The sequence below is a fragment of the Peptostreptococcus anaerobius VPI 4330 = DSM 2949 genome (genome assembly GCF_000381525.1).
Taxonomy (GTDB): domain Bacteria; phylum Bacillota; class Clostridia; order Peptostreptococcales; family Peptostreptococcaceae; genus Peptostreptococcus; species Peptostreptococcus anaerobius.
Genome location: NZ_KB906635.1, coordinates 1 through 23,841 on the forward strand (window position 1 = coordinate 1; position 23,841 = coordinate 23,841).

Genomic DNA, 23,841 nt, shown 5'->3' on the forward strand with positions numbered 1-23,841 from the left:
ATGACCTTACGGTCAACGTCTTTTTCTTTTATAACCAATCCCTTTGACTTCCTATCTTTCTTTTGATTACGCATTTCAAGATTTACATATTTAATATATTCCTCAACTATGCTCAAACATGTATTATTGCTTTCTTCTCGTATCTCAGGCGTTATAATATCCAAACTAAGATTTTTACTTTCTTTTAGAGTTTTTAATACTTTTTCCACCATATTCATGCATATTTGTTGTATAATAGTTTCCATAGAGATTACACCACCTTTGTTTATTTTTTGGGTCAAATATATTTTAACACAAGAGGTTGTAATCTCTATTTTTTATTTCAAAAACTCCATACTTATTTTACACTATCCCTATCCGCCTTGATGTTTTCCAGATTTTCGACAATCAAAATTTTTGATTTTCGCTTTTCGGAAGTCTTTTTTTATGGTTATTTAAGAGTGTAACTATTCGTTACACCCTTAGATTTCTCCGGTCATATCTTTTTTGTTTGGTTTTACTTTTTCCTTTCTTGTGTAGTCTTGGGTTACTCCGTCCCATTCATTTTTTTATTTTTTTCTCCACTTATATATGCTGCACTTGCTACTGCACTTTTTACTTTTCCTCTTGATATTATGTTTACTGAAAAATGAAAACTGTCTGCCATTTTTATCACTTCCTTTCTTTTTTGTTGTTTCACCCTAGCGGGTACAAGTAGGTGGAGGCTTAACAGATTTCTTATATTCACTTTGTGAATGAGCGTTTTGAAATACCCTTTGCCTAATCAGTCAAACCACTCGCAAGCTCGTGGTGAATGATTGGCAGGGGCAGACCCAAAGCGAATGATTATTGCTGCCTGTAAGGGTTTGGCTCCGCATGACGCAAGCACCCTTTAGGGTGTATAATTGCGCCCTTAGAAATTCTAAGGGAGATTTGATTATTTTATTTCATTAATTTTCTCTCATTATTTTTAGTGTTTCTTTAATTTCTTTTGTCTTTGTCGCTTCTTCTAGTAGGATTTTTATTTCTTCATCTGTTAGTTCTTCTACGTTTTCTATAAGGCTTTCTAAGATTGCTCCTCTTGTTATAAGCCTATGAGTTCTTTCTTTTCTTCTTTTTACTATGTCTTGTTTTAATATCTTTTTTTCTTGATTTTTTTCTTGCCTTAGTCTTTCTTCTGTATTGTCAATTTTATCTTTTATTTCTTTTGATTCTTGTCTTATTTGTTCTAATTTTTTCATACTAATATCCTTTCTTGTAATATAAAAAGACGATGAAGATATACTCTCCCCGTCTTTAGATTGTTCTCGAATTAAATATTAAATTTAAAATGAATGTTTATATTCTCCTTTAAAACAATTACTAAAAGCTCTGCTATTTATTATTCAATATATCTCCTGTTCCTCCACAAATTATAAGGTCAGGTCTATATATTTCAACTTGATTTTTTATAAATTCTCTATCATCTTTTGCAAACTTATCTATCTCAGAATCATTTGAGGTTGTCTTTCCAGGAGTCTTTTTTAAGTTTATAACAGAAATAGGAGCAAGATATTTTTTCCTATCATATTTATCTAAATCTTCGACCGTATCAAAATCTATATCGTCCCATTGCAATCCTGTGAATTGCATATTATATTTCCTAAATTAAATTGTGTGCCTCAATCATCTGTAAATTCAAATAAATCTTCTACGCTAACATCAAACACTTTTGCAATATCCATAGCTAATTTTAATGACGGATTATATTTTCCATTTTCAAGATGCACAATAGTTTCTCTTCTGGCATTTACCATTTCCGCAAGTTCAGATTGTTTATATTTTTTCTTTTCTCTATATTCCTTAACTTTTGTTATTAGTGCCACAATTACACCCCTTTAGAATCCATAATTATAAATATAATCGTACGAAGTATTGTAATTGTAATTACTGTTCCAATAATTAGCCATCCCATCAACGCTGTTGAAATTCCGTTTACATGACCTAAAATCCCTCCTAAATACGCTATAATAACCATTAACACGCAAAAAATTTTTAAGCATATTGAATCACATCTGTGTAGATTTTTTTCCGCAAATTCATCAAAGTATTCTTTCTTATACTTTTTTACTCTAAAATAATGCACTATCAGCATCAAAAATAGAATAAAACCCCAATAGCTTGAAAACTGTTGGTATTCTGGATGATAGTCGCTTCTGCTCCACAACCAATAATATCCCGCAATTAAGATTGCAATAATAATTTTTGTTGCAACAACTTCTCGTATAGATACTTTGTTTTTCATGTCAAATTCTCCTTACGTATAATTTCAAGTGATATATTTCTAACATGGTGTTATAAATATATCACACTAAAAACTTGATGTCAATACTTAAGTTATAAATATTTCACTTTTGTTTTTTATTGGTCTAACTCGTTCTGTTTTACCTGTGATAGTCGTTTTTCTTGTTCCTGTAACAGCTCTATGTAAGTCTTAACTTTTTCTGCTTGTTCAACTTCTTCTCATATCCCTAATATTTGATTGTAAAGGTTATTTTCTCTTTCTTCATAGTGGCAAGTTACGATTTCCATTGAGATATATTTAAGATCTTGCTTTCTCATAAGTATTCTTTCAGATATTTCTTAAAAATTTTAAATAAAATAAGTTATGCAGTATGCTCATTGTAAAAATCTTCCTGTTTATTTTTTTTAATTTTCGCTCATTATTTTTAGTGTTTCTTTAAATTCTTTTGTCTTTTTTGCTTTTTCTAGTAGGATTTTTATTTCTTCATCTGTTAATTCTTCTGCATTTTCTAAAGACTTTCTAGGATTGGTCTTCTTGTTATGAGTCTATGAGTTCTTTCTTTTCTTCTTTTTACTATATCTTGTTTTAATATCTTTTTTTCTTGATTTTTTTCTTGCCTTAGTCTTTCTTCTGTATTGTCAATATTATTTTTTTATTTCTTTTGACTCTTGTCTTAGTTGTTATAATTTTTTCATACTGATCTCCTTTTTTGAAATAAAAAAGACAATAGAGTTTTTAATTGCTATCGCCAGTGATTATCTAATATTTATTATTCTTTAAATTGATCCTATTATATAGTTTAATAATTCTAATAATCCAATTATAAAAATTAAACTGGGATTCATTACAAACCCCAGTTTCATAATTAGCGTGTTCTTTAATATAACTTAGCCCCTGCTGGTATCTTGTCATCTACCATCAATAGGTTAAGTAGTTCTTTTCCATCATAGTCGCATACTGCTGATATTAGCATACCGCAAGATTCTATACCCATCATCTTTCTTGGTGGTAGGTTAGTTATTGCAACTAGTGTCTTGCCTACTAGTTCCTCTGCTGAATAATGCATCTTGATTCCAGATAGGATCACTCTCTCCTGGCCAGAACCGTCATTCAATGTGAACTTTAGTAGCTTGTTTGACTTTGGTACTTCTTCACACTTTAGAACCTTTACAACTCTAAAGTCTGACTTAGAGAATGTCTCAAAGTCTACATCTTCTTCAAATAAAGGCTCAACCTTTACCTTAGATAGGTCTATCTTTACTTCCTTCTTTTCAACTTCTTCGCCATCTTCTGATGAACCATCTCTTAGAGGCTTCATTGTTGGGAATAACAATACGTCCCTAATTGTTGTAGAGTTTGTAAGAAGCATGATAACTCTGTCTATACCTATTCCTAGTCCACCTGTTGGAGGTAGTCCTACTTCTAGGGCGTTTAGGAAGTCTTCATCCATTTCACAAGCTTCATCGTCACCAAGTTCTCTCTTTCTAACCTGGTCTTCAAATCTACCCCTCTGGTCGATTGGGTCATTTAATTCTGAGAATGCATTGGCAAGCTCCCACCTATTGGCAAATGCTTCAAACCTATCTGTTCTTCTAGGATCTTCAACATTTCTCTTCGCAAGAGGAGATACCTCAACTGGATGATGAGTTATGAAAGTTGGCTGGATTAGCTGGTCTTCACCGAACTCCTCAAAGAAGGCATTGATTACCTCACCCCTTCTCATTCCTGGAGTGATTTCTATACCCTTTTCTCTAGCTATGGCTAGGGCTTCTTCGTCTGTATTTATTTCAGAGAAGTCTACACCTGCATATTCCTTTACGCATTCTTCCATAGTCATTCTCTTCCATGGAGGAGTAAAGTCTATCTCTGTTCCCTGGTAGTCTATCTTCATGCTGCCTGTAGCAACTTCAGCCATGTGAGATATAACATTTTCAGTTATTTCCATCATGTCCTTGTAGTCTGCATAGGCCTGGTATAGTTCTATTGCTGTATATTCTGGGTTATGCTTCATGTCCATACCTTCGTTTCTGAACATCCTACCCATTTCATATACCTTGTCAAATCCACCAACGATTAGTCTTTTTAGGTATAACTCATTGGCAATTCTTAGGTACATTGGTATATCTAGTGTATTGTGGTGGGTGATAAATGGTCTAGCATTTGCTCCACCAGCAATTGTATTTAGTATTGGTGTTTCTACTTCTAAGAATCCTCTATCGTCAAGGTAGCTTCTAAGAGCCTTAAGGGCCTTAGTCCTTGTAAGGAAGGCTTCCTTTACTTCTGGATTTACTATAAGGTCAACATATCTCTGTCTGTATCTTAGGTCAACGTCCTTTAGACCGTGGTACTTTTCTGGTAGTACCTGTAGTGATTTAGATAGTAGGACTAACTTTTCAACGTGTACTGACACTTCTTCAGTCTTAGTCTTGAATACAAAACCTTCTATACCTACTATATCACCTAGGTCATATGTCTTAAATAGCTTATATTCATCAACACCTATATCGTCTCTCTTTACATAGGCCTGGATTCTTCCGTTCTGGTCCTGTAGGTGCATAAATGATGCCTTACCCATGACCCTCTTAGACATTATACGTCCAGCTAGGCTCACTCTCTGACCTTCTAGGCTATCGTAGTTTGCTATTACCTCATCTGAATGATGACTTACTTCATACTTACTGATCTTGAAAGGGTCTCTTCCCATTTCCTGAAGATCTTTTAATTTATCTCTTCTTACCTGAAGAACTTCACTTAAATTTTCTATCTGACTTTCTGGCTTGTTGTTTTCCATTACGTCCTCCTTAGTGTGATTATCTCTTTATATCTAGTACCTTTAACTTTATGATTCCATCTGGTACATTTACTTCTACGACATCCCCTATCTTGCTGCCAAGTAATGACTTACCAACTGGAGATTCATTAGATATTTTACCGTTATATGGGTCTGCTTCTGCACTACCAACGATTGAATATTCTACTTCTTCATCAAAGTCTTCATCGTATATTCTAACTATTGAACCTATTGTGATAACATCTAGGTCAACACTGCTCTCATCTATTATAACGGCCTTTCTTACCATGTTTTCTAACTTGATAATTCTCTCTTCAAGAGCAGCCTGCTCTTTCTTAGCTTCATCATACTCTGCGTTTTCAGATAAGTCACCAAATGATATTGCTACCTTTAGTCTTTCAGCTACTTCTTTTCTTCTAGTCGTTTTTAGTAGCTCTAGTTCTTCTTCAAGTTTGTCAAACCCTTCCTGTGTAAGGATTATCTCTTTGCTAGTATTTTCTTCCATTACGCTCCTCCAATTTATAGCCCTGCATTTACATAATCATCTATGATCAACAAGGCATTTTTGTCTATCCTGATCTAGGTATGTTTGTAACCTATTTCATAATCTCTATAAGGTTTATAAATTGTGTGTAATTTTGACACAATTTAACATATATCCGATATATTATATTCTAAAAAGCGCTAAATGTCAAGGTTTTCTAGTCATTTAGGAGCATATTAAGGGTATCTACTACCTCTTGGGCCGACTCCATCTTATTTATCATATCCCTGAACCTAGCCGAATTTTTCATTCCCTTTAGATACCATCCGATGTGCTTTCTCATCTCTCTTACAGCTACATACTCTCCATGCTCCTTGACAGCAAGTCCCATATGCTTGATGGCTATATTTATCTTGTCTTCCTTTGTTGGACCTGGAAGTATCTCACCTGTCTTTAAGTAATGGTCTATCCTCTTGAAAATCCAAGGATTTCCCTGGGCCCCCCTACCAATCATAACGGCGTCACAATTGGTCATCTCTCTTATTTTTACAACATCTTCAACAGACACTATATCTCCATTTCCTATAACTGGAATAGATACGGCATTTTTCACCTGACCTATAATATCCCAATCAGCCTTGCCAGAGTAGAATTGCTCTCTTGTCCTGCCATGAACTGCTATGGCATCTATACCACAGTCCTCTGCTATCTTGGCAATCTCTACAGCATTTACAGAATCATCATCCCAACCCTTTCTAATCTTCAGGGTAACTGGCTTATTTGAGTTTTTTACTACGCTAGTAAGGACATCGGCTGCCAACTTGGGATTTTTCATAAGGGCTGACCCGTCACCGTTTTTTATGACCTTGGGAGCTGGACAACCCATATTTATATCCAAAATCTCATTTGGATAGTCATTTAAAATTTTCGCAGCACGACCCATATATTCAGGCTCACTACCGAATATCTGCACGGCTACAGGATGTTCTTCATCCAATATATTCAACATCTTCTTAGTGTTTTGGTCATCATAACACAAGGCCTTGGCATTTATCATCTCAGTATATAGTAGACCACATCCAAGCTCCTTACAAATCAACCTAAAAGGTAGGTCAGTTACACCTGCCATGGGTGCCAAAAACACTTCATTCTTTACTTCAAAATCTTTAAACTTCATCTATTACCCCTATGCTTTATTTTTTTCGTATATTAGTCTCAAGCCTTCAAGGGTAAGGTCTCCATCAACATAATCCATGACATCAGTCTGAGTTGCTATCATATTAGCAAGACCACCTGTACCTATTACTAGCACCTCGTCATCTCCAAGCTCTTCCTTCATAAGTTCTACAATCTTCTCACACTGGCCTGCATAGCCATAGACTAGACCAGCCTGGATTGAAGAAATAGTATCCTTACATATTATGCACTCTGGCTTGACTATCTCGACTCTAGGCAGCTTAGATGCCTTCTGGAATAGGGCTTCACTTGAAATCTTGATACCAGGAGCTATTACACCACCCAGGTATTCACCCTTGCCAGATATAGCACAGTAAGTTGTAGCCGTACCAAAGTCTATTATTATAAGTGGCTTTTTATACTTAGCAATTGCAGCAACTGCATTTACAATCCTGTCTGCACCAACCATCTTAGGGTCATCATACTTTATATTTAGGCCTGTCTTAATGCCAGGGCCAACAACCAATGGGCTTATCCCACAATACTTCATGCAGAAGTTCTCTAGAGAATGCATTACGGCTGGAACTACAGATGATATTATAATAGAATCTACCAAAGTCATATCGACCTTACTTGAATCAAAAAGATTCTTTATCAATACTCCATATTCATCTGAAGTCTTATTTGGATCAGTATTTATTCTCCAATCGCTTATTAGCTTACTTCCATCGTATACGCCTAATACCATATTGGTATTTCCAACGTCAAATACTAGTAACATACTTTCTTAACCTTTCCTAATATACTAAATATTATCTTATTTATTATTACCCAATTAGTACTGGGTTATATCCCGTTAGATATACGTCTTTTCATCAACGTTACCATTATAACACCTATATCAAGCTTTGTACAAGATAAGTGGATTATATTTTGAAATGTATTTTCCCCTATGGTAAAATATACTTAATTAACTAGTCGTTACGACTTAAAATCTCTATAAAAACACATTGGACAAGGTCCAATAAGTCTATGAGGAGGACAAAAATGAAGTCTACAAAAGAAAAAATAATAGATATACTAATCGACAATAAAGATAAATATATATCCGGAGAATCAATATCTGAAAAACTAGAAGTATCCAGGGCTTCCGTTTGGAAACACATCAAAAACCTAGAGAAAGAGGGCTACCAGATAGAATCAAAAACTTCACAGGGCTATAAGCTGATCGGTCGAACAGATACAGCAAACCCAAGCTATGAAATAAGCCATAGATTAAAGACATCATTCATGGGACAAAGAGTTGAATACTTCAAAACTATCGACTCTACAAATATACAAGCTAATAAAATTGCCTCCCAGTCACCTGAAGGAACTGTAGTTCTAGCAGATGAACAGACCAAAGGAAAAGGTCGCATCGGGCGTACATGGGTATCCGAACAAAATAAGGGTCTGTACTTCTCTACCATATTAAAACCAGACATAGCCCTAATGCAGGCTCCATTTATTACACAACTAGTAGCTGCCAGCCTTACGAAGACTTTCTTGGACCTGGGCATAGAAATATCAATCAAATGGCCGAATGACTTGATATATAAGGGTAAAAAAGTTGCAGGTATCCTAACAGAGATGTCTGCAGAAATAGACCATATATCTTATATCATTGTAGGTATAGGGATAAACTTGTACAAAAAGGATTTTGAAGATGAAATCAAGGACAAGGCAACATCATTTGCCAACGAAGGAATAGAAATCGACAGGATTGAATTTTTGAGAAAGTTCTTCCCTAATTTTGAGGACCTGTATGAAAAGTTTAAGGCAGGAGATAAAAGAGAGTGTCTAGATATACTTAGGAGTAGGTCGGCTGTCTTAGGAAGGGAAGTCTACAAGATAAAAGAGGGAGAAAGGGTCAAGGTTTTTGCTAGGGATATTGATGATATGGGGAACTTGATTGTTGAGCATGAATCAGGTCAGGTTGAAACTGTATTTACTGGTGAGATATCTATTAGAGGACTTGATTCTTATATTTAAATTAAGAGAGGGTTGGTTACCTTGTCTTGTAATCTGTACGAAGAACCAAAAACATCATATTGCTCGCTTCACTGAAAGCTGTGCATTGATGTTTTGACGTTTCTTCTCAATGATTACATATCCAAGGCAACCAACCCTCTTTTTTTATACAAGATAATCAAGTTCTAATAGATATTCTGCCACTTAGCAGACTTTCAAAGCAGCCTCTCATGATTAGTTTTTATTTTACAGACTAATTGTACCATGCTGTGATTCATATTTCAAAACAAAATACACTTGATAAATAAGCTATCCCTCGACTACTCCATCTCTTATATATACTACCCTGTCTGCAATCTTCGCAACTTCCTCATCATGGGTTATCATAATAACAGTCTGCCCCTCTTCATCCACTATTTTTCTAATCAACCTAAGTATCTCCATTCCTGTGTCTGAGTCTAGGTTGCCAGTAGGTTCATCCGCAAGTAGGAGCATTGGCTTTGTAACCATAGCCCTCGCTATAGCCACCCTCTGCTGTTCTCCACCTGATAGCTGGTCGGGAAACTTGTTCCCCTTATCCCCAATACCTAGCTTATTAATTATTGAATCAATGTAGTCCAAGTCAGGTTTCTTATGGTCTAGTCTTATTGGAAATTCAATATTTTCTCTAGCACTCAATATTCTGACTAAGTTATAGTTCTGAAATACTATACCTACGTCCCTTCTCCTGTATCTAGCAAGTGAAGATTTAGATTTTGAGCATATATCAATCCCGTTTATAAATATTCTTCCAGACGTCGGCTTGTCCAGTCCACCTACCATATTCAAAAATGTGGTCTTACCTGATCCAGATGGTCCCATTATAGCCACAAATTCACCCTTGTCTATATTAAGGTCTACTCCATCCAAGGCCATGTGCCTGTTGTCTCCTGTTCCGTACACTTTTCCTAAATTTTTTATCTCTATATATGACATAACTTATCTCCTATTCCAAATCACCAATGGCTTCTCTTATATCGCTAGCGAGTATCTTTTTAGCTGGCAGATATATACTAGACATACATACACCTAGACTAACTGCAAATATAGACAAGAATACAATCGGATTTATATCCATACTAAGACCGATTATCCTAGATACCGACTCCATCTCTCTAATATACACAAATTGTCTCACCATACTTATGGTCAATGACAATATGGTTGAAAATACTGCATATACCAAGGCTTCACCAATCAACATGGTCCTGATGTCGCTTTCAGTCATACCCAGTGACATCATCAGGCCTATATCTTTTTTCTTTGACATCAACTTGTATGTAAGTAGGTTTATCATACAGGCTACTGCCACCAAAATAAAGGAATAATACTTTATATTTTCTGTACTTAGGTAAGAAACCTCTGCCATAGAATTTTCAAGCCTCTCCTTTGACATATTGGACAAAAAATATTCAGGGTATTCTTTTAGTTTTTCTATCATACTCTTTTCAATAAAACTTTGATCCTTTATATCCCTAATGTATATCTCACCCACAGAATATCCCATATCCTTGTCTATATCAACCATATGTTCATGGGGTATTATTACATTTACTGAAGAATCTTGCCCAGAACCAGAAGTTACTGGTAGATAGTCTACTATAGCCACTATCTTGTAGGACTTTTTTATTGTAGGTGTTCTACCCTTTAGTTGCCAAAAATCACCTATCTCCTTGTCGCTTAAACTAGTGTTTTTGAGTTTATTTGCTATATTTACCTCTATCCTATCGCCTAGTTTATAGTTTAGAATCTTGTTTCTAGGGTCTTTTCCTCTATTAATATCAATATAATTTACAGGATAATATAGGATACACTCATCCTTGGATATATTATTTTTATCTATACTTGTCTTTTTCCCCTCGTATATATGGTCTTTTAAGGCTTCTAAGGCTTGGTCATTATATCCTAATACTATATTTTTGATTGTGTACCCCTTGCCATTTTCCTTGTAAAGACCATCTAAAACCTTGCTCATATATGGACTTTTATTTTTTTCATCAAAGTAGTCCTTCCTATTCATCATGGATTTTTCAATATCAAAATAAGAAAATTTAAAGTTAGCCCACATATTTCTATCTATACAGGACTTGCCGTCAGGCATCTTTATATCCCCTATTTCGTCCGCAGTAGATTTAGGTATATATGATGTCAAATCTAATATATTGTTTTTTCTTATAGTAAAATCTGCCTTGGTAAAATCATCTGTCATCTCCATCACTTTCTCATTTTCCCTTGAATAATAAGACCTCATAAGTATTTCAGATATAGGTAGTGATACTGATAATATAACGACTAGGGTTAAAATATAATCTGCCCTTAGGTACTTCAAGAATATAAATATTCCAACATCAAATTTATCACATATGTAGTTCCAGAACCTACTCGATCTGTAACTAATCTTCATCCTGTTTCTAGACCTTATCATATCTATTGGACTACCCTTGACTGCAAGCCAGTACACCACTAGTCCTATGACTAATACTGAAGCCATAACAGAGATTAGACCTATCAAAATTATCTTAGGCTCAATAACTAAACCGCTATAAGATACCATATTGGCCTGGACCTCAGAATAGAAGTTCTCTCCCCTAGCTATTATATAGTTGGAGAGCATTATCGAACTAGGAAAGGCTGCTAGTCCACCCACAAACATCAATAAATACAACTCACCTATTATAAGTTTAAAAATATCAAAGAATCCCATCCCAATTGCCTTAAATATACCCATATCCTCTAGCCTAGTCCTAATAGATATAAGATATGTAGACGCTATTATAACAGTAGTAAATAAGACAGACATAAAAATTATCTTGAATACTTCTAAGCCTGTGCTACCATCATTTTCATAGGCCTCAATAAGCATGTCATTTATAGAATAGTCTCCCTCCTTGACTAATTTTTTGTCTTTTAGAGCCTTTATCATTTTTTTTGATGCACTCCTAATATTCCCCTTGTCCTTGAGTATAATGTTTACTAAATTATACTTGTCTAGCTGATTTTTCCTATTTAAAGTAAAAAATTGGAACATAAGTTTAGACTTCTCTTTGACATTGTCCTCTAGTACACCCACTATTTTATAAGATACCTTACCCTTGGATATTTCTGACTCAAACTCAAAATTGTCACCTATATCCTTACCTATATTTTTGAGTAGCCAATCCTGAACCATAACTTCATTGTTATTATTGGGGTAACGTCCTCTCAAGACCTTATATTGTGACTTGTCTTTTCCAATGACATTTATCATATATTTAGAACTTGCCTTAGATGCATCAACCAGGTTCTCAATATGGATTTTGTCAACATCAGGACTCTTTTTTATACTTGCTAAGGCTTTTTCATTCAAATTATTAAACTTCAAATGGTATATTGAGTCCTCTTTTAAAAAATTCAATTCCACTAAGTTGCCCGTGTGTTTGAGGATGCCATTGGTCCAAATAATCAAGAAACTCATAAAAAAACAAATTCCTATTACAATCGACCTTTTGTAACATTTTTTTATATAACGAACTATCAAAGATAACATACTAACCTCCTTCAAAGACCTATATAAGTTTCATATATGTTAATTATATATTTGACTCAAAATATTTTCAAACATCCAATTTGAACAAATAATACGTCAAAATACCTATTCCCTGCAATTTAATGTATCTAATACCTATCTATCTGCAAAAATCCAGCAAATAAAGAACCTTGGTATTAAATTTTCATTTATATATAATTATAGTAGTATCAAATAACTGGAGGTTGGGGACATGGGTGAAAATTACAATCAAATTATAAGTGCTATCCTAATTTCGCTGACTATTATAAGCATCAGCTATTCATTATTTGCTTGGCTGAAGACCAAGAGTCTAAAAAATGAAATCAAGGTCATGAATGAAGACCTACATAAGACCGAGCTAGTCCTAGACAACCTCAATAAAAGGGTTGATAGCCTCAGAATAACTAACCACGAAAACAGAAAAAATATCAGACTGATAAAAGAATTGGCTGACCAAAATAAGTGCAGTGATATAGTTGTATTTATAAATGATAACCTGTCAAATTCATATTGTAATGAACTATCTGATAGACATAATAAATTATTTTTACAAAACATATCACATTTAGACAGTATATCAAATTGTGAAAACTCAAGTTCTGGCAAAATGCTAGATTATAATAACTTGAACTCATTCAAGGAAACATATAAGACCGATTCCTCAAAGGTATTAATAATAGCAAATTCGGTGATGGAAACCTGCTCAAGAAACAATATAGATTATAAATACTATATCGGCGATCCAAATATGGTCATAGGGGTAAGTTTCTTCGACCTAAATTCAATCATAGGCAATATACTAGAAAACTCAATAAGGGCACTTAAAAACAAGGAGGTTGCTAGTGAAAATAGACGTATAGATAAGAATAGCAGTTCTAATATAGATACTAGTTCTAGTAAAAATAATGCAAGATATATAAGAATGAATATATACGATGACACTCTAGCATACTTTATAGAAATCACAAACAACGGACCACAAATAGAAAATATAGATGCCATCTTCAAAAAAGGCCATACAGATTCTAAAAATCCTGACAGGGGGCTAGGCCTATATATCTGTAAAAGTCTTATTGAAAAATACAAGGGACACATCTATGTAGAGTCCAATAAAATAAATACAAAATTCACGATTATAATACCAAAAGATTTTTAGCTAATATAGCTTTAAATGGCCTAGATATTTATAGGACTTATATCTCTAAAAACTCTAGGTATTTAATACAGTCATTTATAGGGGGAGAACAAATGATATTATTAGTGTGTGACGACAACAAGAAAGAACTAGAAAAAATAAAAAATATAGTCAATGAAATCAACTACATAGATCATATATACGCCTGTAAAAATGGTCAGGAGATGATTGATATAGCTAAAAACAATCCTGTTGACCTCATAATCACAGATATTGATATGCCAAGTGTAAATGGTATTGATGCTGTCGGCAAGATTAAAGAAAACTACAGACAAAATGTGAGAGTTATCTTTATGACAGGATTTCCTGAGTATTCAATCAAAAGTCACGACTATAGACCTGTTGATTTTATAGTAAAACCTATCGATACAAACCGCCTTTTAGACTCTATATCCATAGCCTATGATATGATTGAATCTTATAGACTTTCAAACCAGGCAAGGGTATGTGACACTATTTTCATATATAAGTTCAGAAAATCTACCCATATGATAGACTACGATAATATATTATTTTTCGAAAAAAATGGGCGTAACATAAATATAATTTTGGATGATGATAGCAGCCTTTCCTACTATGAAGACTTCACAAAACTTCAGGAAAGACTGCCTCTACTTTTTTTTAAATCATCATCTAAACATATAATAAACCTAAAAAAAGTATATAAGATATCTCCACTTAGCAGGACAACTATGAACATTTCCTTTAAGAATAGCAATCTAAAAGCCGTGCTCAACAAATCTGTAGAGGGAGATTTTCTGTATAGGTACCATAGGGCCAAGTATTAAGATTATCTAGCCAATCCTTTATTTACATATGCTTGAACTGAATCACATACATACTGGGCAGTACCTTCACCAAACTTGTCTATATTTTTCTTAAATTCATCATCATAGACATAACCATATGCAATTTGAGAGAATACTTCCAGACTGCAATTAAAGGCAACATCCCTGATATGCTGGTGTAGTCTCCTAGCCAGCTCTATATTTTTATCTTCTTCTACTGGTATATCCTTTGATAGGTTGTCGGCAAAAGAGAAGAATATCTCGTTGAAAACATCCACGACTTGATTTTCAATACTCTTTTGCTTTTCATAGGCTTCCTCTACGACACTACCATACTTTTCAACCGCCTGGTCCTTATATTTTAAATTTTCCTCATAAGTAAATCCCTTAAACTTGTCTTCCACTTCCATATCTAAGCCTCTCTTTCTTGATTCGATAGTTTTTTCTAGAGTGGATATTAGGGTTAGGAGTCTATTTTTTTCCTCGTTCATTAGCTTTAATTGATTTTCTAAGTGTCCTAGGATCTCACAATCATCTTTATGAATTAAATTTTTAATATCATTCAAACTAAAGCCCAAATACTTGTAATATAGTATCATCTGTAACAAAGACATATCATCTTCCGAATAATACCTATATCCATTATCCTTTTTCTTTGGACTAAGAAGTCCAATCTTGTCATAGTGCTGTAAAGTGCGCACCGATACACCACTAATTTCACTCGCCTTTTTAATCAAATACAAAAGACCACCTCCTAACAAGTTTAAGTATAAACTATTACCTTAGGTGATGGTCAATAATAAAATATTAATTTTTTTATACTTTTTATAAATCCTAAACAATAGGAATAAAACCACTATGGGCAAAATAAGATCAAGCTATTAAAAATAGCAAAAACAATCTCTAAATTAAAGTTATTTTCCATTTCAACAAGCTCCTGAGAATATAATTTAATCAAAGTAAAAAATATCTTCAAATTTCTTTTCTAAAGCTATAGCAAGTATAAGGGCCAACTTGGCAGTGGGATTAAACTGGCCAGTTTCTATGGATGATATAGTATTTCGAGATACACCAACCATATTGGCAAGATCTGTTTGAGATAGACCAAGCTCTTTTCTTATATCCTTTAACCTGTTTTTTAACTGCAAATTATATTTCATATCTACACCTACAAACTAGTCACATAAAGGTATAACATGCAAATTAAAAATCCCACACAGAATATGCCTCCAAATAAGCTTAACTTGCTGCGCCCATACCAATAACTTGCACAAACTGTACCCGTATTTCCTGCAAATAATATGGCAAATATAGAATAATCAACTCTCTTATCCGATAACATATTAACAATTAGTACAAGGGCTATAATAGCCATCATAAATTTAAAGCCCCATTTATAGCCCTTTTCTTCAATATAGATCTTACCTTCATCTTCTTCCGCTCTCCTGACCCTTTTCAATAATTCATCCCTATCCATTAGATACCTCCTTATAAAATAACAAGTATACTTGGCATTATTATATATTTTACCAAGTACACTTGTCAATAATAAAGATTAAAAAAGAAGGTGTATTAGAACACCTTCCACAACTCACATATCTAGTCTTTAATTTGAAATTATAAACCATAAAATCATCTGCCGAGTATAATTTAAATCCAATTATTTCTTATAACACATTCCTATAATCATTCCTAGTAGCATACCAATCGACATTCCTATTACTAAATTATTTTCACCTAATGTAACTCCAGCTGCTGTCCCCAAACACATACCAATACTCATTCCTTCAGACATATAATTGTCTTCTTTTTGATTTTTATCATCACTCTTTGATTTTTTCTTTGTAAAATTAATAGTAAATACTGCCACAAGACTTACTAATATAAAAGGTAGTACAATTTTTATAATTTCCACTCCTCAAATCCTCACAATCATGTTCATTGACTCTAGCACTAAACCTGTAAATGGAATAGTAAATAACAATACCATTACCAGCAGGTATGCCAATTTTGTTCTCAAATTCATTTTCTCAATCTTATTTGCGATACTACTCATAATATCACCTACTTTATAAATTTCCTAAAAATAAAAGTTCCCATCCATAATCCTATTATATACTATATCCCTGATCATAGGAACCCTTGTTAGACTTACAACTAGCCAAGTATCGAAGCTATAAATACAAAAATGGTATATACCTATCTACTAACAAATTACAAAAAGAGTGCTTTACAAGGTCTAAGCAAGATTCGTGAAGAATTTCTAATATATCGATTTAAGAAGGAGCGACCGAAAGCGACCCGGACCGCCTTGGCGGGCATTGAGCTTTCAGCGACTCGAAAATCTGATATATTTAATTCTTACACGACTTGCTAGACAAGGCAAGCACTCTTTTTCAATTACACCACACACTCTTAGCTTGAAAGCAATAAAAGCCCTTGTTGAACTACAATGAACATGGTATTGAGGATATAAATACAAAAATGGTATATCCCTATCTACTAACAAATCACAAAAAGAGTGCTTTACAAGGTCTAAGCAAGATTCGTGAAGAATTTCTAATATATCGATTTGAGATGGAGCGACCGAAAGCGACCCGGACCGCCTTGGCGGGCATTGAGCTTTCAGCGACTCGAAAATCCGATATATTTAATTCTTACACGACTTGCTAGACAAGGCAAGCACTCTTTTTAATTTCAACAATAGGTATATACCATTTTGTTAATATTTATCCTTCAATACCAGGCTCGTCCTGAGTCTCAACAAGAGCTTCATCATTGCTTTCAAGCGGCAATCTCATTTCGAATGCCTCCTCAAACTGCTTTCCATCCAATGTCTCGTACTCCATCAGTGCCTTGGCTATATAGTCCAACCTATCCTGGTTGTCCCTCAATATATTTCTTGTCTTTTCATAGGCATCTGTCACTATAGTTCTTACCTCTTCATCAATAGCAGCTGCTATTTCTTCTGAGTATTCCTTAGTGTGACCTATGCTATTTCCTATAAATACTTCATCACTTGATTCAAAAGTTCTAGGTCCAAGCTTTTCACTCATACCATACCTAGTTATCATACCCTTAGCAATGGCTGTAACCCTGTCTAGGTCATTTGAAGCACCTGTAGATATATCGTCTAGGTTTAGTTCTTCTGCAACCCTACCAGCTAGTAAGACTATCAGTTCCTGCATCATTTCGCCCTTTGTAGTATAGTACTTGTCTTCTGTAGGTAGCTGCATAGTAAATCCACCTGCCATACCCCTTGGTATTATAGTTACCTGGTGAACTGGGTCCATTAGGTCTAGTACATGGGCACATACTGCATGACCACCCTCGTGGTATGATGTAAGAAGTCTTTCCTTGTAGCTGATAACCCTTGATTTCTTGGCTACACCAACTACAACCTTTGTGATTGACTCTTCTATCACAGCCTGTGATATCTTGTTCTCTTTTCTTCTAGCAGCTAGGATAGCAGCCTCATTCATGATATTTTCAATATCTGCTGGTGTGAATCCTGGTGTAGACTTGGCAAGTACCTTTAGGTCTACATCTTCTGCTAGAGGTTTTTTCTTTGAATGAACGCCAAATATGGCCTCTCTGCCCTTTACATCAGGCTTGCCAACTACTACCTGCCTGTCAAAACGACCTGGTCTAAGTAGGGCTGGGTCTAGGATATCTGGTCTATTAGTAGCTGCCATGATGATTATGCCCTGATTGACACCAAATCCATCCATCTCAACCAATAGCTGGTTAAGTGTCTGTTCTCTTTCGTCATGTCCACCACCAAGACCTGCACCTCTTTTTCTACCAACAGCATCTATTTCGTCTATAAATATGATAGCTGGGGCATCCTTTTTGGCCTGTTCAAATAGGTCTCTAACTCTTGAAGCACCTACACCGACAAACATCTCAACAAAGTCTGAACCAGATATAGAGAAGAATGGAACTCCTGCCTCACCTGCTACAGCCCTTGATAGGTAGGTCTTACCTGTACCTGGAGGTCCCACCATCAATATTCCCTTTGGTATTCTGGCCCCTAGGTCTAGGTACCTCTTTGGATTTTTCAAAAAGTCTACTATCTCCTGAAGTTCTTCCTTTTCTTCATTTAACCCTGCAACGTCATCGAATACAACCTTGTCATTTTCATCCGGCTTATGGACCTTGGCCTTAGACTTGGAGAAATTGGCCATCTTGCCACCTCCACCACCGGTCTGGTTCATAATCATAAAGAAGGCAAATACTGTAAAGCCTAGCAAAAGTAGGCTTGGCAACATCTCCAATATCCATGGTGTCTCTGGCTTTGGCTCTGCATCCACCTTTAACTGGTTCTTCTCTATGCCCTTTAATATTTCATTTGATAGGGTGTCTCCCCTCAGTTCACTAGGTATATAAGACTTGAACTTTGTCTTTCCATCCTTTAATACACCCTCTATGCTAGTTCCTTCAACTATGTGAACTGAACTCACCTTGCCATCCTTGATTTCCCTATATATCTTAGAGAACTCCATCACCTTGGTCTCTCCAGACTTGGCTCCTGTGTAGTTTATTATAACCACTATCATGACCAAGATCACTAGGTAAATACTGGCACCTCTTAGTGTCTTTTTCAATAATTTTCCCTCCTTAAGGTAATTTATATTTTATCTTCCAACCTAAATTCTAGTATTCTCTTTGTATCTTCATCGACCTTATAATCGACGCTGACCCTATGGCCACATACTGCCACCACAGTGTCCCCATCCAAGAGAATAGGTACATAAGATCTTTTCTCCTTAGGCAGTTTCATACTTATAAAAAGGTCCTTTATTTTCTTACTTCCACCTACCAATCTTATTTTATCACCTTGGTGTCTATTTCTCAATCTAAGTTTGCCCTTTAATTTATCAATATCTATATACTGTATCCCATCTTTTATCTTGTCCTTGTCAAACTCGTCTATGGAAATAGTCCTTGTCTTAAATACCTTGCCTATCTCTCTTACAAAGACCTCTTCCTCATTATCTACTTCATAGTCATATCTGGCCTCTTCGTAGACAAGGGCTTCCTTGGTAAACAATAAATAGTCTTTTTTCCTGTAGACAATCAGTCCCCTAGGAAGGTCTATCTGCTTGTCTATCTTAGAGTCATCTAGCAGTCCCAGCACATCATCAAAGTGTTTCTTGTCAAATGACTTCACGCTTGAAAGTATGTCCTGTATCGCCAAAATCACCATCCTAGACCTAATGGCCTCGTGTTGGTCTCTTACTTGGTCTGTAAAGAGATATACTCCATTTGTATATTTTTTGCTGGACATCTTGTAGGCTGTCTGAGCCTGTGAGTCTATATAGTCATTGTCCATCTTCATCCCCCTAGACATTCTTACTAGGGTATCTATTATATTTTCATTGAATTCATCCCTCATATATGGGATTATCTTCAACCTTATCTTATTTCTTGAATATATGGCCTCTAGGTTGGTTGAGTCTATCCTAGGTGTAAGAGAATGGTCTTTGCAATAGCTTTCTATGTCAGACCTATCTAGGTCTAGTATAGGTCTTATTACTCCATCTGACCTAACATAGTCCATACCACTGAGTCCCTTTATTCCAGTCCCTCTCATAATCCTCATAATGACAGTCTCTGCCTGGTCATTTTTGTTGTGACCAACTGCTATCTTATTGGCTCCTATCCTATCCTTGACCTCCTTAAAGATCATATACCTTAGGTTTCTGGCCCCGTCTTCAAGTCCTATACCATTCTCACTGCAGTATTTGGGTACATCTATGGACCTAATAAAGCAGGCTATACCTAACTTGTGGCATAGCTTTGAAACATATAGGGCATCTAGGTGGGCATCCAGTCCTCTAATCTGATGGTTTAAGTGGACAGCGTAGACCCTTATATTCATTTTTAGGGATAACCTGTGTAAAACATGGAGTAGGCAGACAGAGTCCGGCCCTCCTGATAGGCCTACTATTATCCTGTCGCCTTCCTCAATCATATTATTTTTGGTGATTGTATCTAATACGGTATCATATACCATCTTAATCCTCCGTCAAAATACTTATATCTATCCTGTTGTTGGCCTTCATAAGATCTGTAACTTCCATCTTGTAATCAAGACCCATCTTTATTTGTCTATCATCTATCTTCTTTGATAGCTTGTATGTATACAGGCGCATATCGAATACTCCATATGGTGTCCTGTAGGGAGTCCTCTGCTCAAACCCCTCTTTAAATATCATCTTTGTATTGACCTGTCCAAACTTGATTATGGTAACTATATCTCCAGATATTTTGATAGTAGTCTTTGAGATCTTGACCTTGTCAAATTCATCGAAAGAAACGAATATATCTCCGTTTTTATCAACCCTCTCGCCCCTATAAAATGCCTCTATGGTCTGTAGTTGACCATCTTCAAGAACTTGGTTTGTCTTTATTTTCAACTTTACCTTCATAACATATCTCCTAGAACCTGTGTATCTCTACCTTCTCTAGGTCTGTAATCTCTTTTTTCATAAACTCACTAGCTACCTTAGAGAACTGCTCATTGATATCAGATACATAATACTTGCATACCCCTTCATCAGCCTTATCATTTAAAAGATTTGCCTGATTTAAGATTTCTTTGAGTTCAAGGGCTGTTTCCTTGGCTGGATTTATAAGTTTTATCTCCTGACCTACTGCCATACCTATAGTCCTCTTTAGGATTGGATAGTGGGTACATCCCAGCACTATGGAATCTACTCCCTTTTCTACCAATTCATCTAGATACATATGGGCTGCTGTCGAAGATATCTCTTCATTGGCCCAACCTTCCTCAACTAATGGAACAAATAGGGGACAAGCCTTGTCTATAACCCTGATGCTCTCATCCATTGATCTTATTGTGTTTACATAGGCCTTTGAATTTATTGTTCCCAAAGTTCCTATCACACCTACTACCTTGTTGTTAGTATACTCTACTGCGGACCTGGCCCCTGCCTCTATAACACCTATAATAGGCACATTATATTCAGCCTTGGCCTCTTCAAGTGCCCTTGCTGTAGCTGTATTACAAGCTATGACTATAGCCTTTACATCCTGTTGGATCAAAAAGTTTATAGCCTGGAATGTATACTTGATTATTGTTTCCTTTGACCTAGGTCCATATGGCACCCTAGCCGTATCTCCAAAATATACAGTATCTTCATTGGCTAGTCTTTTGTGGATTTCCCTTAGTACTGTAAGTCCACCAAGACCAGAATCAAAGACCCCTATTGGTCTATTATCCATAATTACACCGTTTCGTCTTGCATCAATTCTTCAATCATAAACTGCTCAGCCTTTTCTATATGTTCTTTGGCTAAGGACTCTGCAAGATCTGCCTTTCCTTTTTTAATAGCTTCTATCAGTCTATTGTGTTCCTCAACTATGTTTACAGCTGATGCATAGTCTGACATATATTTCAATCTGAACCTGTATACAGTCTCCCATATAGAGTTCATCATACTTATCAGTCTTGTGTTTCCTGATGCCTCAAATATGCAGTTATGGAATTCTTCATCCTTTCTCAACATATTTTCAACATCGTTAAGACAGACATATTCTTTGAGTTCTTGAGATATCTTCTCCAACTTGTCTATCATGTCCGGAGATATTCTTTCGGCTGCATAATATGAGCCTATGCCCTCAAGACCTATTCTAACCTCAAGTATGTCTATTAGTTCTTTCTTGCTTATGTTGGCTACATAGGCTCCCTTTCTAGGCAACATTATAACCAAACCTTCTAGTTCCAACTTCCTTATAGCTTCTCTTACAGGTGTTCTACTAACACCCAACTGTTCTGCAAGCTGGATTTCCATAAGCCTTTCTCCTGGCTTTAGAGTCCCCTCTATTATGGCAGAACGTATATTTTCAAATACCAAATCTCTCAATGGCTTGTAACTATCCATTGTCAACTTATTTATTCCCACAGATCTCAACCCCCTTATTGCTGATGCTCGTGACATAAGTCTGTACATATCCCTCTCTCAGGATAGATGCACATTTTTTAGCCTTGTTCTTATCTTTAAATATACCAAACACAGCAGGTCCACTGCCAGTCATCATAGATAGGTCAGCTCCCTTGCTCATCATTATCTTCTCAATATTTCTTACATCGTGACAAAATGACCTCGTCACTCCTTCTAGGACATTGGACATAGATCCTATGACCATATCTATATCATTATTGGCTAGACCCTTTTCAATAGACCTGTTGTCAGGTCTTCTCTCAGGTTCCCTATCCAAATACATAGCGTCATACATCTTGTAGACCCTCTTAGTCGATACAAAGTCCCTAGGTTTACATACAAGTAGGGAAAAGTCTTCTTTCAAGGTATCTAGAACCTTTAGGTCAGTCCCCCTACCATAGGCAAGGGCTGTACCCCCTCCAAAACAAAAGGCTATATCAGAACCCAATTCCTTTGATAGGTCCATTAAGTCTTCTTGAGATACTCCCAACTTGAATAACTCATTGATACCAACAAATACAGCAGCAGAATCTGCGCTACCACCAGCCATACCTGCTGCCATCGGTATATTTTTCTCTAGAAATACTTCTATACCCCCACCTATATTATAGGTGTCTTTCATTAACTTCCACGTCTTGTAAATAATGTTCCTCTTATCAGTAGGTACCTCAGAATTGGAGCACACCAACTTGAAAGAGGACTTTGTCTTTCTAATTATTATATAATCTGATAGGTCTATGGACTGCATGACCATTTCTACATCATGGTAGCCATCGTCAAGTATGCCCTTGATATCTATAGATAGGTTGATTTTTGACCTAGCTCTTAGCCTGATACTTTCCATGTGATCCTCCAATCTTTTTGTATACCTTACACAAAATTCTATTGAATATTATACCATAAAAATTACTAACATGTTATAAATAATGGACTATAAAGTTATAATAAAAAAACCACCCAAGCTTTTTAGGTGGTTTTATTATTATAATTGGTAATTATTTCTTTTCGTTAACAAGGCTTTGGACTTGCAAATACCTTTATTTTAACATTTTCTGTAAGTAGGTCTGAGTATGAATATGACACTCTCTCATAGTTGTCATCTCCACTACCAACCTTTATCACAAACACGCTTGGGTATACTGTTTCAAGTACACCTTGTTTAGTAACAATTTGTTTCCTGCCTTTATTCGCCTTGAGCAAGACCTTCTTGCCCACATACTTTTCAAGAGTATGTCTGATATTGTCTAATGTAGCTGTTGTTGCCAAAACATCACCTTCCTTCGTGTGTATACAATATTATAACAGAAAAAAAGCTATATGTCAAGCAGTAAACTATTATTTTACAATATCATACTTTATTTGTCAATAAAAAATACACTTTTAGAATTGATTTTTTGTAATGTGCTATAACATATGTTACACAATTGAATAAAAAAAGAGAGGAACTCTGATACAATAGTAATATCAACAAAACCATTTAGTAAAGGAGTCCTCTCATGTCTATTATAACAGAAGAAATGCGTTACCGCCAAAAATTATGTGAATTTGCTAAAAAATATGGAGTTACAAAAGCCGCAA

25 protein-coding genes and 1 pseudogene are annotated in these 23,841 nt (G+C 35.5%); 3 read left to right on the top strand and 23 right to left on the bottom strand.

The window, feature by feature from the left end; all coding sequences use genetic code 11:
• The 10 genes and pseudogenes from F823_RS10605 to F823_RS0108275 form a co-directional block, all read right to left on the bottom strand.
• Positions 1–245 (bottom strand): hypothetical protein (locus tag F823_RS10605; protein ID WP_036745949.1); only part of this gene is annotated, 245 nt, incomplete at its 3' end.
• A gap of 684 nt (positions 246–929) precedes the next feature.
• The gene (locus F823_RS0108240; RefSeq protein ID WP_019595590.1) at positions 930–1,220 is read right to left on the bottom strand and encodes a DUF3847 domain-containing protein; all 291 of its coding nucleotides are present in this window, start codon (positions 1,218–1,220) and stop codon (positions 930–932) included.
• Positions 1,221–1,353: 133 nt separating this feature from the next.
• A complete protein-coding gene (locus tag F823_RS0108245) occupies positions 1,354–1,611 on the bottom strand; it encodes a hypothetical protein (RefSeq protein ID WP_002842962.1) in 258 nt (85 codons plus the stop codon).
• 29 nt (positions 1,612–1,640) lie between these two features.
• Positions 1,641–1,844 (bottom strand): helix-turn-helix transcriptional regulator, encoded by a 204-nt coding sequence (locus F823_RS0108250; RefSeq protein ID WP_002843027.1) that lies wholly within the window; start codon positions 1,842–1,844, stop codon positions 1,641–1,643.
• Between the two features lie 2 nt (positions 1,845–1,846).
• The gene (locus tag F823_RS0108255; protein WP_002846698.1) at positions 1,847–2,263 is read right to left on the bottom strand and encodes a hypothetical protein; all 417 of its coding nucleotides are present in this window, start codon (positions 2,261–2,263) and stop codon (positions 1,847–1,849) included.
• A gap of 404 nt (positions 2,264–2,667) precedes the next feature.
• A pseudogene (locus F823_RS11370) lies at positions 2,668–2,919 on the bottom strand (DUF3847 domain-containing protein).
• Positions 2,920–3,140: 221 nt separating this feature from the next.
• Positions 3,141–5,054 (bottom strand): lysine--tRNA ligase, encoded by a 1,914-nt coding sequence (lysS, locus tag F823_RS0108260; protein ID WP_002846697.1) that lies wholly within the window; start codon positions 5,052–5,054, stop codon positions 3,141–3,143.
• Between the two features lie 19 nt (positions 5,055–5,073).
• Positions 5,074–5,559 (bottom strand): transcription elongation factor GreA, encoded by a 486-nt coding sequence (gene greA / locus F823_RS0108265; protein ID WP_002843057.1) that lies wholly within the window; start codon positions 5,557–5,559, stop codon positions 5,074–5,076.
• A 196-nt stretch (positions 5,560–5,755) separates the two neighbouring features.
• Positions 5,756–6,715, bottom strand: a complete 960-nt coding sequence (gene dusB, locus F823_RS0108270; RefSeq protein WP_002846696.1) for a tRNA dihydrouridine synthase DusB — start codon at positions 6,713–6,715, stop codon at positions 5,756–5,758.
• A gap of 9 nt (positions 6,716–6,724) precedes the next feature.
• Positions 6,725–7,495 (bottom strand): type III pantothenate kinase, encoded by a 771-nt coding sequence (locus F823_RS0108275; RefSeq protein WP_002842908.1) that lies wholly within the window; start codon positions 7,493–7,495, stop codon positions 6,725–6,727.
• A gap of 266 nt (positions 7,496–7,761) precedes the next feature.
• On the opposite strand from F823_RS0108275, the gene F823_RS0108280 reads away from it, so the two are divergent.
• Positions 7,762–8,745 (top strand): biotin--[acetyl-CoA-carboxylase] ligase, encoded by a 984-nt coding sequence (locus F823_RS0108280; protein ID WP_019595591.1) that lies wholly within the window; start codon positions 7,762–7,764, stop codon positions 8,743–8,745.
• A gap of 288 nt (positions 8,746–9,033) precedes the next feature.
• Here the strand turns inward: F823_RS0108280 and F823_RS0108285 are convergent, their stop codons facing one another.
• The gene (locus tag F823_RS0108285; RefSeq protein ID WP_002846693.1) at positions 9,034–9,699 is read right to left on the bottom strand and encodes an ABC transporter ATP-binding protein; all 666 of its coding nucleotides are present in this window, start codon (positions 9,697–9,699) and stop codon (positions 9,034–9,036) included.
• A gap of 10 nt (positions 9,700–9,709) precedes the next feature.
• Entirely contained in the window at positions 9,710–12,124 is a 2,415-nt protein-coding gene (locus F823_RS0108290; RefSeq protein ID WP_242821702.1) for an ABC transporter permease, read from the bottom strand.
• A 397-nt stretch (positions 12,125–12,521) separates the two neighbouring features.
• Here F823_RS0108290 and F823_RS0108295 point away from each other — a divergent pair, with 397 nt between their 5' ends.
• Positions 12,522–13,466 carry a sensor histidine kinase gene (locus F823_RS0108295; protein WP_002846691.1) on the top strand — a complete coding sequence of 315 codons (945 nt, stop codon included), beginning with the start codon at positions 12,522–12,524 and terminating at the stop codon, positions 13,464–13,466.
• Between the two features lie 92 nt (positions 13,467–13,558).
• Positions 13,559–14,293, top strand: coding sequence for a LytR/AlgR family response regulator transcription factor (locus tag F823_RS0108300; RefSeq protein WP_002846690.1), 735 nt, complete (start codon positions 13,559–13,561; stop codon positions 14,291–14,293).
• A 2-nt stretch (positions 14,294–14,295) separates the two neighbouring features.
• Here F823_RS0108300 and F823_RS0108305 read toward each other — a convergent pair whose 3' ends face one another.
• The 11 genes from F823_RS0108305 to F823_RS0108360 form a co-directional block, all read right to left on the bottom strand.
• Entirely contained in the window at positions 14,296–15,036 is a 741-nt protein-coding gene (locus F823_RS0108305) for a MerR family transcriptional regulator (protein WP_019595593.1), read from the bottom strand.
• A gap of 207 nt (positions 15,037–15,243) precedes the next feature.
• Complete coding sequence (locus F823_RS0108310; RefSeq protein ID WP_002843047.1) at positions 15,244–15,453, bottom strand: helix-turn-helix transcriptional regulator; 210 nt, start codon at positions 15,451–15,453, stop codon at positions 15,244–15,246.
• Positions 15,454–15,461: 8 nt separating this feature from the next.
• On the bottom strand, positions 15,462–15,770 hold the full coding sequence (locus F823_RS0108315) for a DUF6442 family protein (protein WP_002842929.1): 309 nt from the start codon (positions 15,768–15,770) through the stop codon (positions 15,462–15,464).
• A 183-nt stretch (positions 15,771–15,953) separates the two neighbouring features.
• Positions 15,954–16,208 carry a glycine zipper domain-containing protein gene (locus F823_RS0108320; protein ID WP_002846688.1) on the bottom strand — a complete coding sequence of 85 codons (255 nt, stop codon included), beginning with the start codon at positions 16,206–16,208 and terminating at the stop codon, positions 15,954–15,956.
• 814 nt (positions 16,209–17,022) lie between these two features.
• Positions 17,023–18,900, bottom strand: a complete 1,878-nt coding sequence (gene ftsH / locus F823_RS0108330) for an ATP-dependent zinc metalloprotease FtsH (RefSeq protein ID WP_019595595.1) — start codon at positions 18,898–18,900, stop codon at positions 17,023–17,025.
• 23 nt (positions 18,901–18,923) lie between these two features.
• Positions 18,924–20,312: a tRNA lysidine(34) synthetase TilS gene (gene tilS, locus F823_RS0108335; protein ID WP_019595596.1), complete on the bottom strand. Its 1,389-nt coding sequence runs from the start codon at positions 20,310–20,312 to the stop codon at positions 18,924–18,926.
• A 1-nt stretch (position 20,313) separates the two neighbouring features.
• Entirely contained in the window at positions 20,314–20,727 is a 414-nt protein-coding gene (locus tag F823_RS0108340) for a YwiB family protein (protein ID WP_002843016.1), read from the bottom strand.
• A 10-nt stretch (positions 20,728–20,737) separates the two neighbouring features.
• Positions 20,738–21,544, bottom strand: a complete 807-nt coding sequence (gene murI / locus F823_RS0108345) for a glutamate racemase (protein WP_002842877.1) — start codon at positions 21,542–21,544, stop codon at positions 20,738–20,740.
• A gap of 2 nt (positions 21,545–21,546) precedes the next feature.
• Positions 21,547–22,224, bottom strand: coding sequence for a GntR family transcriptional regulator (locus F823_RS0108350; protein ID WP_002842981.1), 678 nt, complete (start codon positions 22,222–22,224; stop codon positions 21,547–21,549).
• Complete coding sequence (gene ispE / locus F823_RS0108355) at positions 22,211–23,107, bottom strand: 4-(cytidine 5'-diphospho)-2-C-methyl-D-erythritol kinase (protein WP_002843079.1); 897 nt, start codon at positions 23,105–23,107, stop codon at positions 22,211–22,213. The genes F823_RS0108350 and ispE overlap by 14 nt, the downstream gene beginning before the upstream one ends.
• A gap of 164 nt (positions 23,108–23,271) precedes the next feature.
• Positions 23,272–23,529, bottom strand: a complete 258-nt coding sequence (locus F823_RS0108360) for a Veg family protein (protein ID WP_002846684.1) — start codon at positions 23,527–23,529, stop codon at positions 23,272–23,274.
• Positions 23,530–23,841: the final 312 nt, after the last annotated feature.

Bases quoted from the DNA above. Each gene is read 5' to 3' on its own strand.
- F823_RS0108255 (WP_002846698.1), bottom strand. From the start codon at position 2,263: ATGAAAAACAAAGTATCTATACGAGAAGTTGTTGCAACAAAAATTATT.
- dusB (WP_002846696.1), bottom strand. From the start codon at position 6,715: ATGAAGTTTAAAGATTTTGAAGTAAAGAATGAAGTGTTTTTGGCACCC.
- F823_RS0108295 (WP_002846691.1), top strand. From the start codon at position 12,522: ATGGGTGAAAATTACAATCAAATTATAAGTGCTATCCTAATTTCGCTG.
- ispE (WP_002843079.1), bottom strand. From the start codon at position 23,107: ATGGAAAGTATCAGGCTAAGAGCTAGGTCAAAAATCAACCTATCTATA.
- murI (WP_002842877.1), bottom strand. From the start codon at position 21,544: ATGGATAATAGACCAATAGGGGTCTTTGATTCTGGTCTTGGTGGACTT.
- tilS (WP_019595596.1), bottom strand. From the start codon at position 20,312: ATGGTATATGATACCGTATTAGATACAATCACCAAAAATAATATGATT.
- F823_RS0108310 (WP_002843047.1), bottom strand. From the start codon at position 15,453: ATGAAATATAATTTGCAGTTAAAAAACAGGTTAAAGGATATAAGAAAA.
- F823_RS0108300 (WP_002846690.1), top strand. From the start codon at position 13,559: ATGATATTATTAGTGTGTGACGACAACAAGAAAGAACTAGAAAAAATA.
- F823_RS0108315 (WP_002842929.1), bottom strand. From the start codon at position 15,770: ATGGATAGGGATGAATTATTGAAAAGGGTCAGGAGAGCGGAAGAAGAT.
- F823_RS0108240 (WP_019595590.1), bottom strand. From the start codon at position 1,220: ATGAAAAAATTAGAACAAATAAGACAAGAATCAAAAGAAATAAAAGAT.
- F823_RS0108340 (WP_002843016.1), bottom strand. From the start codon at position 20,727: ATGAAGGTAAAGTTGAAAATAAAGACAAACCAAGTTCTTGAAGATGGT.
- F823_RS0108280 (WP_019595591.1), top strand. From the start codon at position 7,762: ATGAAGTCTACAAAAGAAAAAATAATAGATATACTAATCGACAATAAA.
- greA (WP_002843057.1), bottom strand. From the start codon at position 5,559: ATGGAAGAAAATACTAGCAAAGAGATAATCCTTACACAGGAAGGGTTT.
- F823_RS0108245 (WP_002842962.1), bottom strand. From the start codon at position 1,611: ATGCAATTCACAGGATTGCAATGGGACGATATAGATTTTGATACGGTC.
- lysS (WP_002846697.1), bottom strand. From the start codon at position 5,054: ATGGAAAACAACAAGCCAGAAAGTCAGATAGAAAATTTAAGTGAAGTT.
- F823_RS0108285 (WP_002846693.1), bottom strand. From the start codon at position 9,699: ATGTCATATATAGAGATAAAAAATTTAGGAAAAGTGTACGGAACAGGA.
- F823_RS0108275 (WP_002842908.1), bottom strand. From the start codon at position 7,495: ATGTTACTAGTATTTGACGTTGGAAATACCAATATGGTATTAGGCGTA.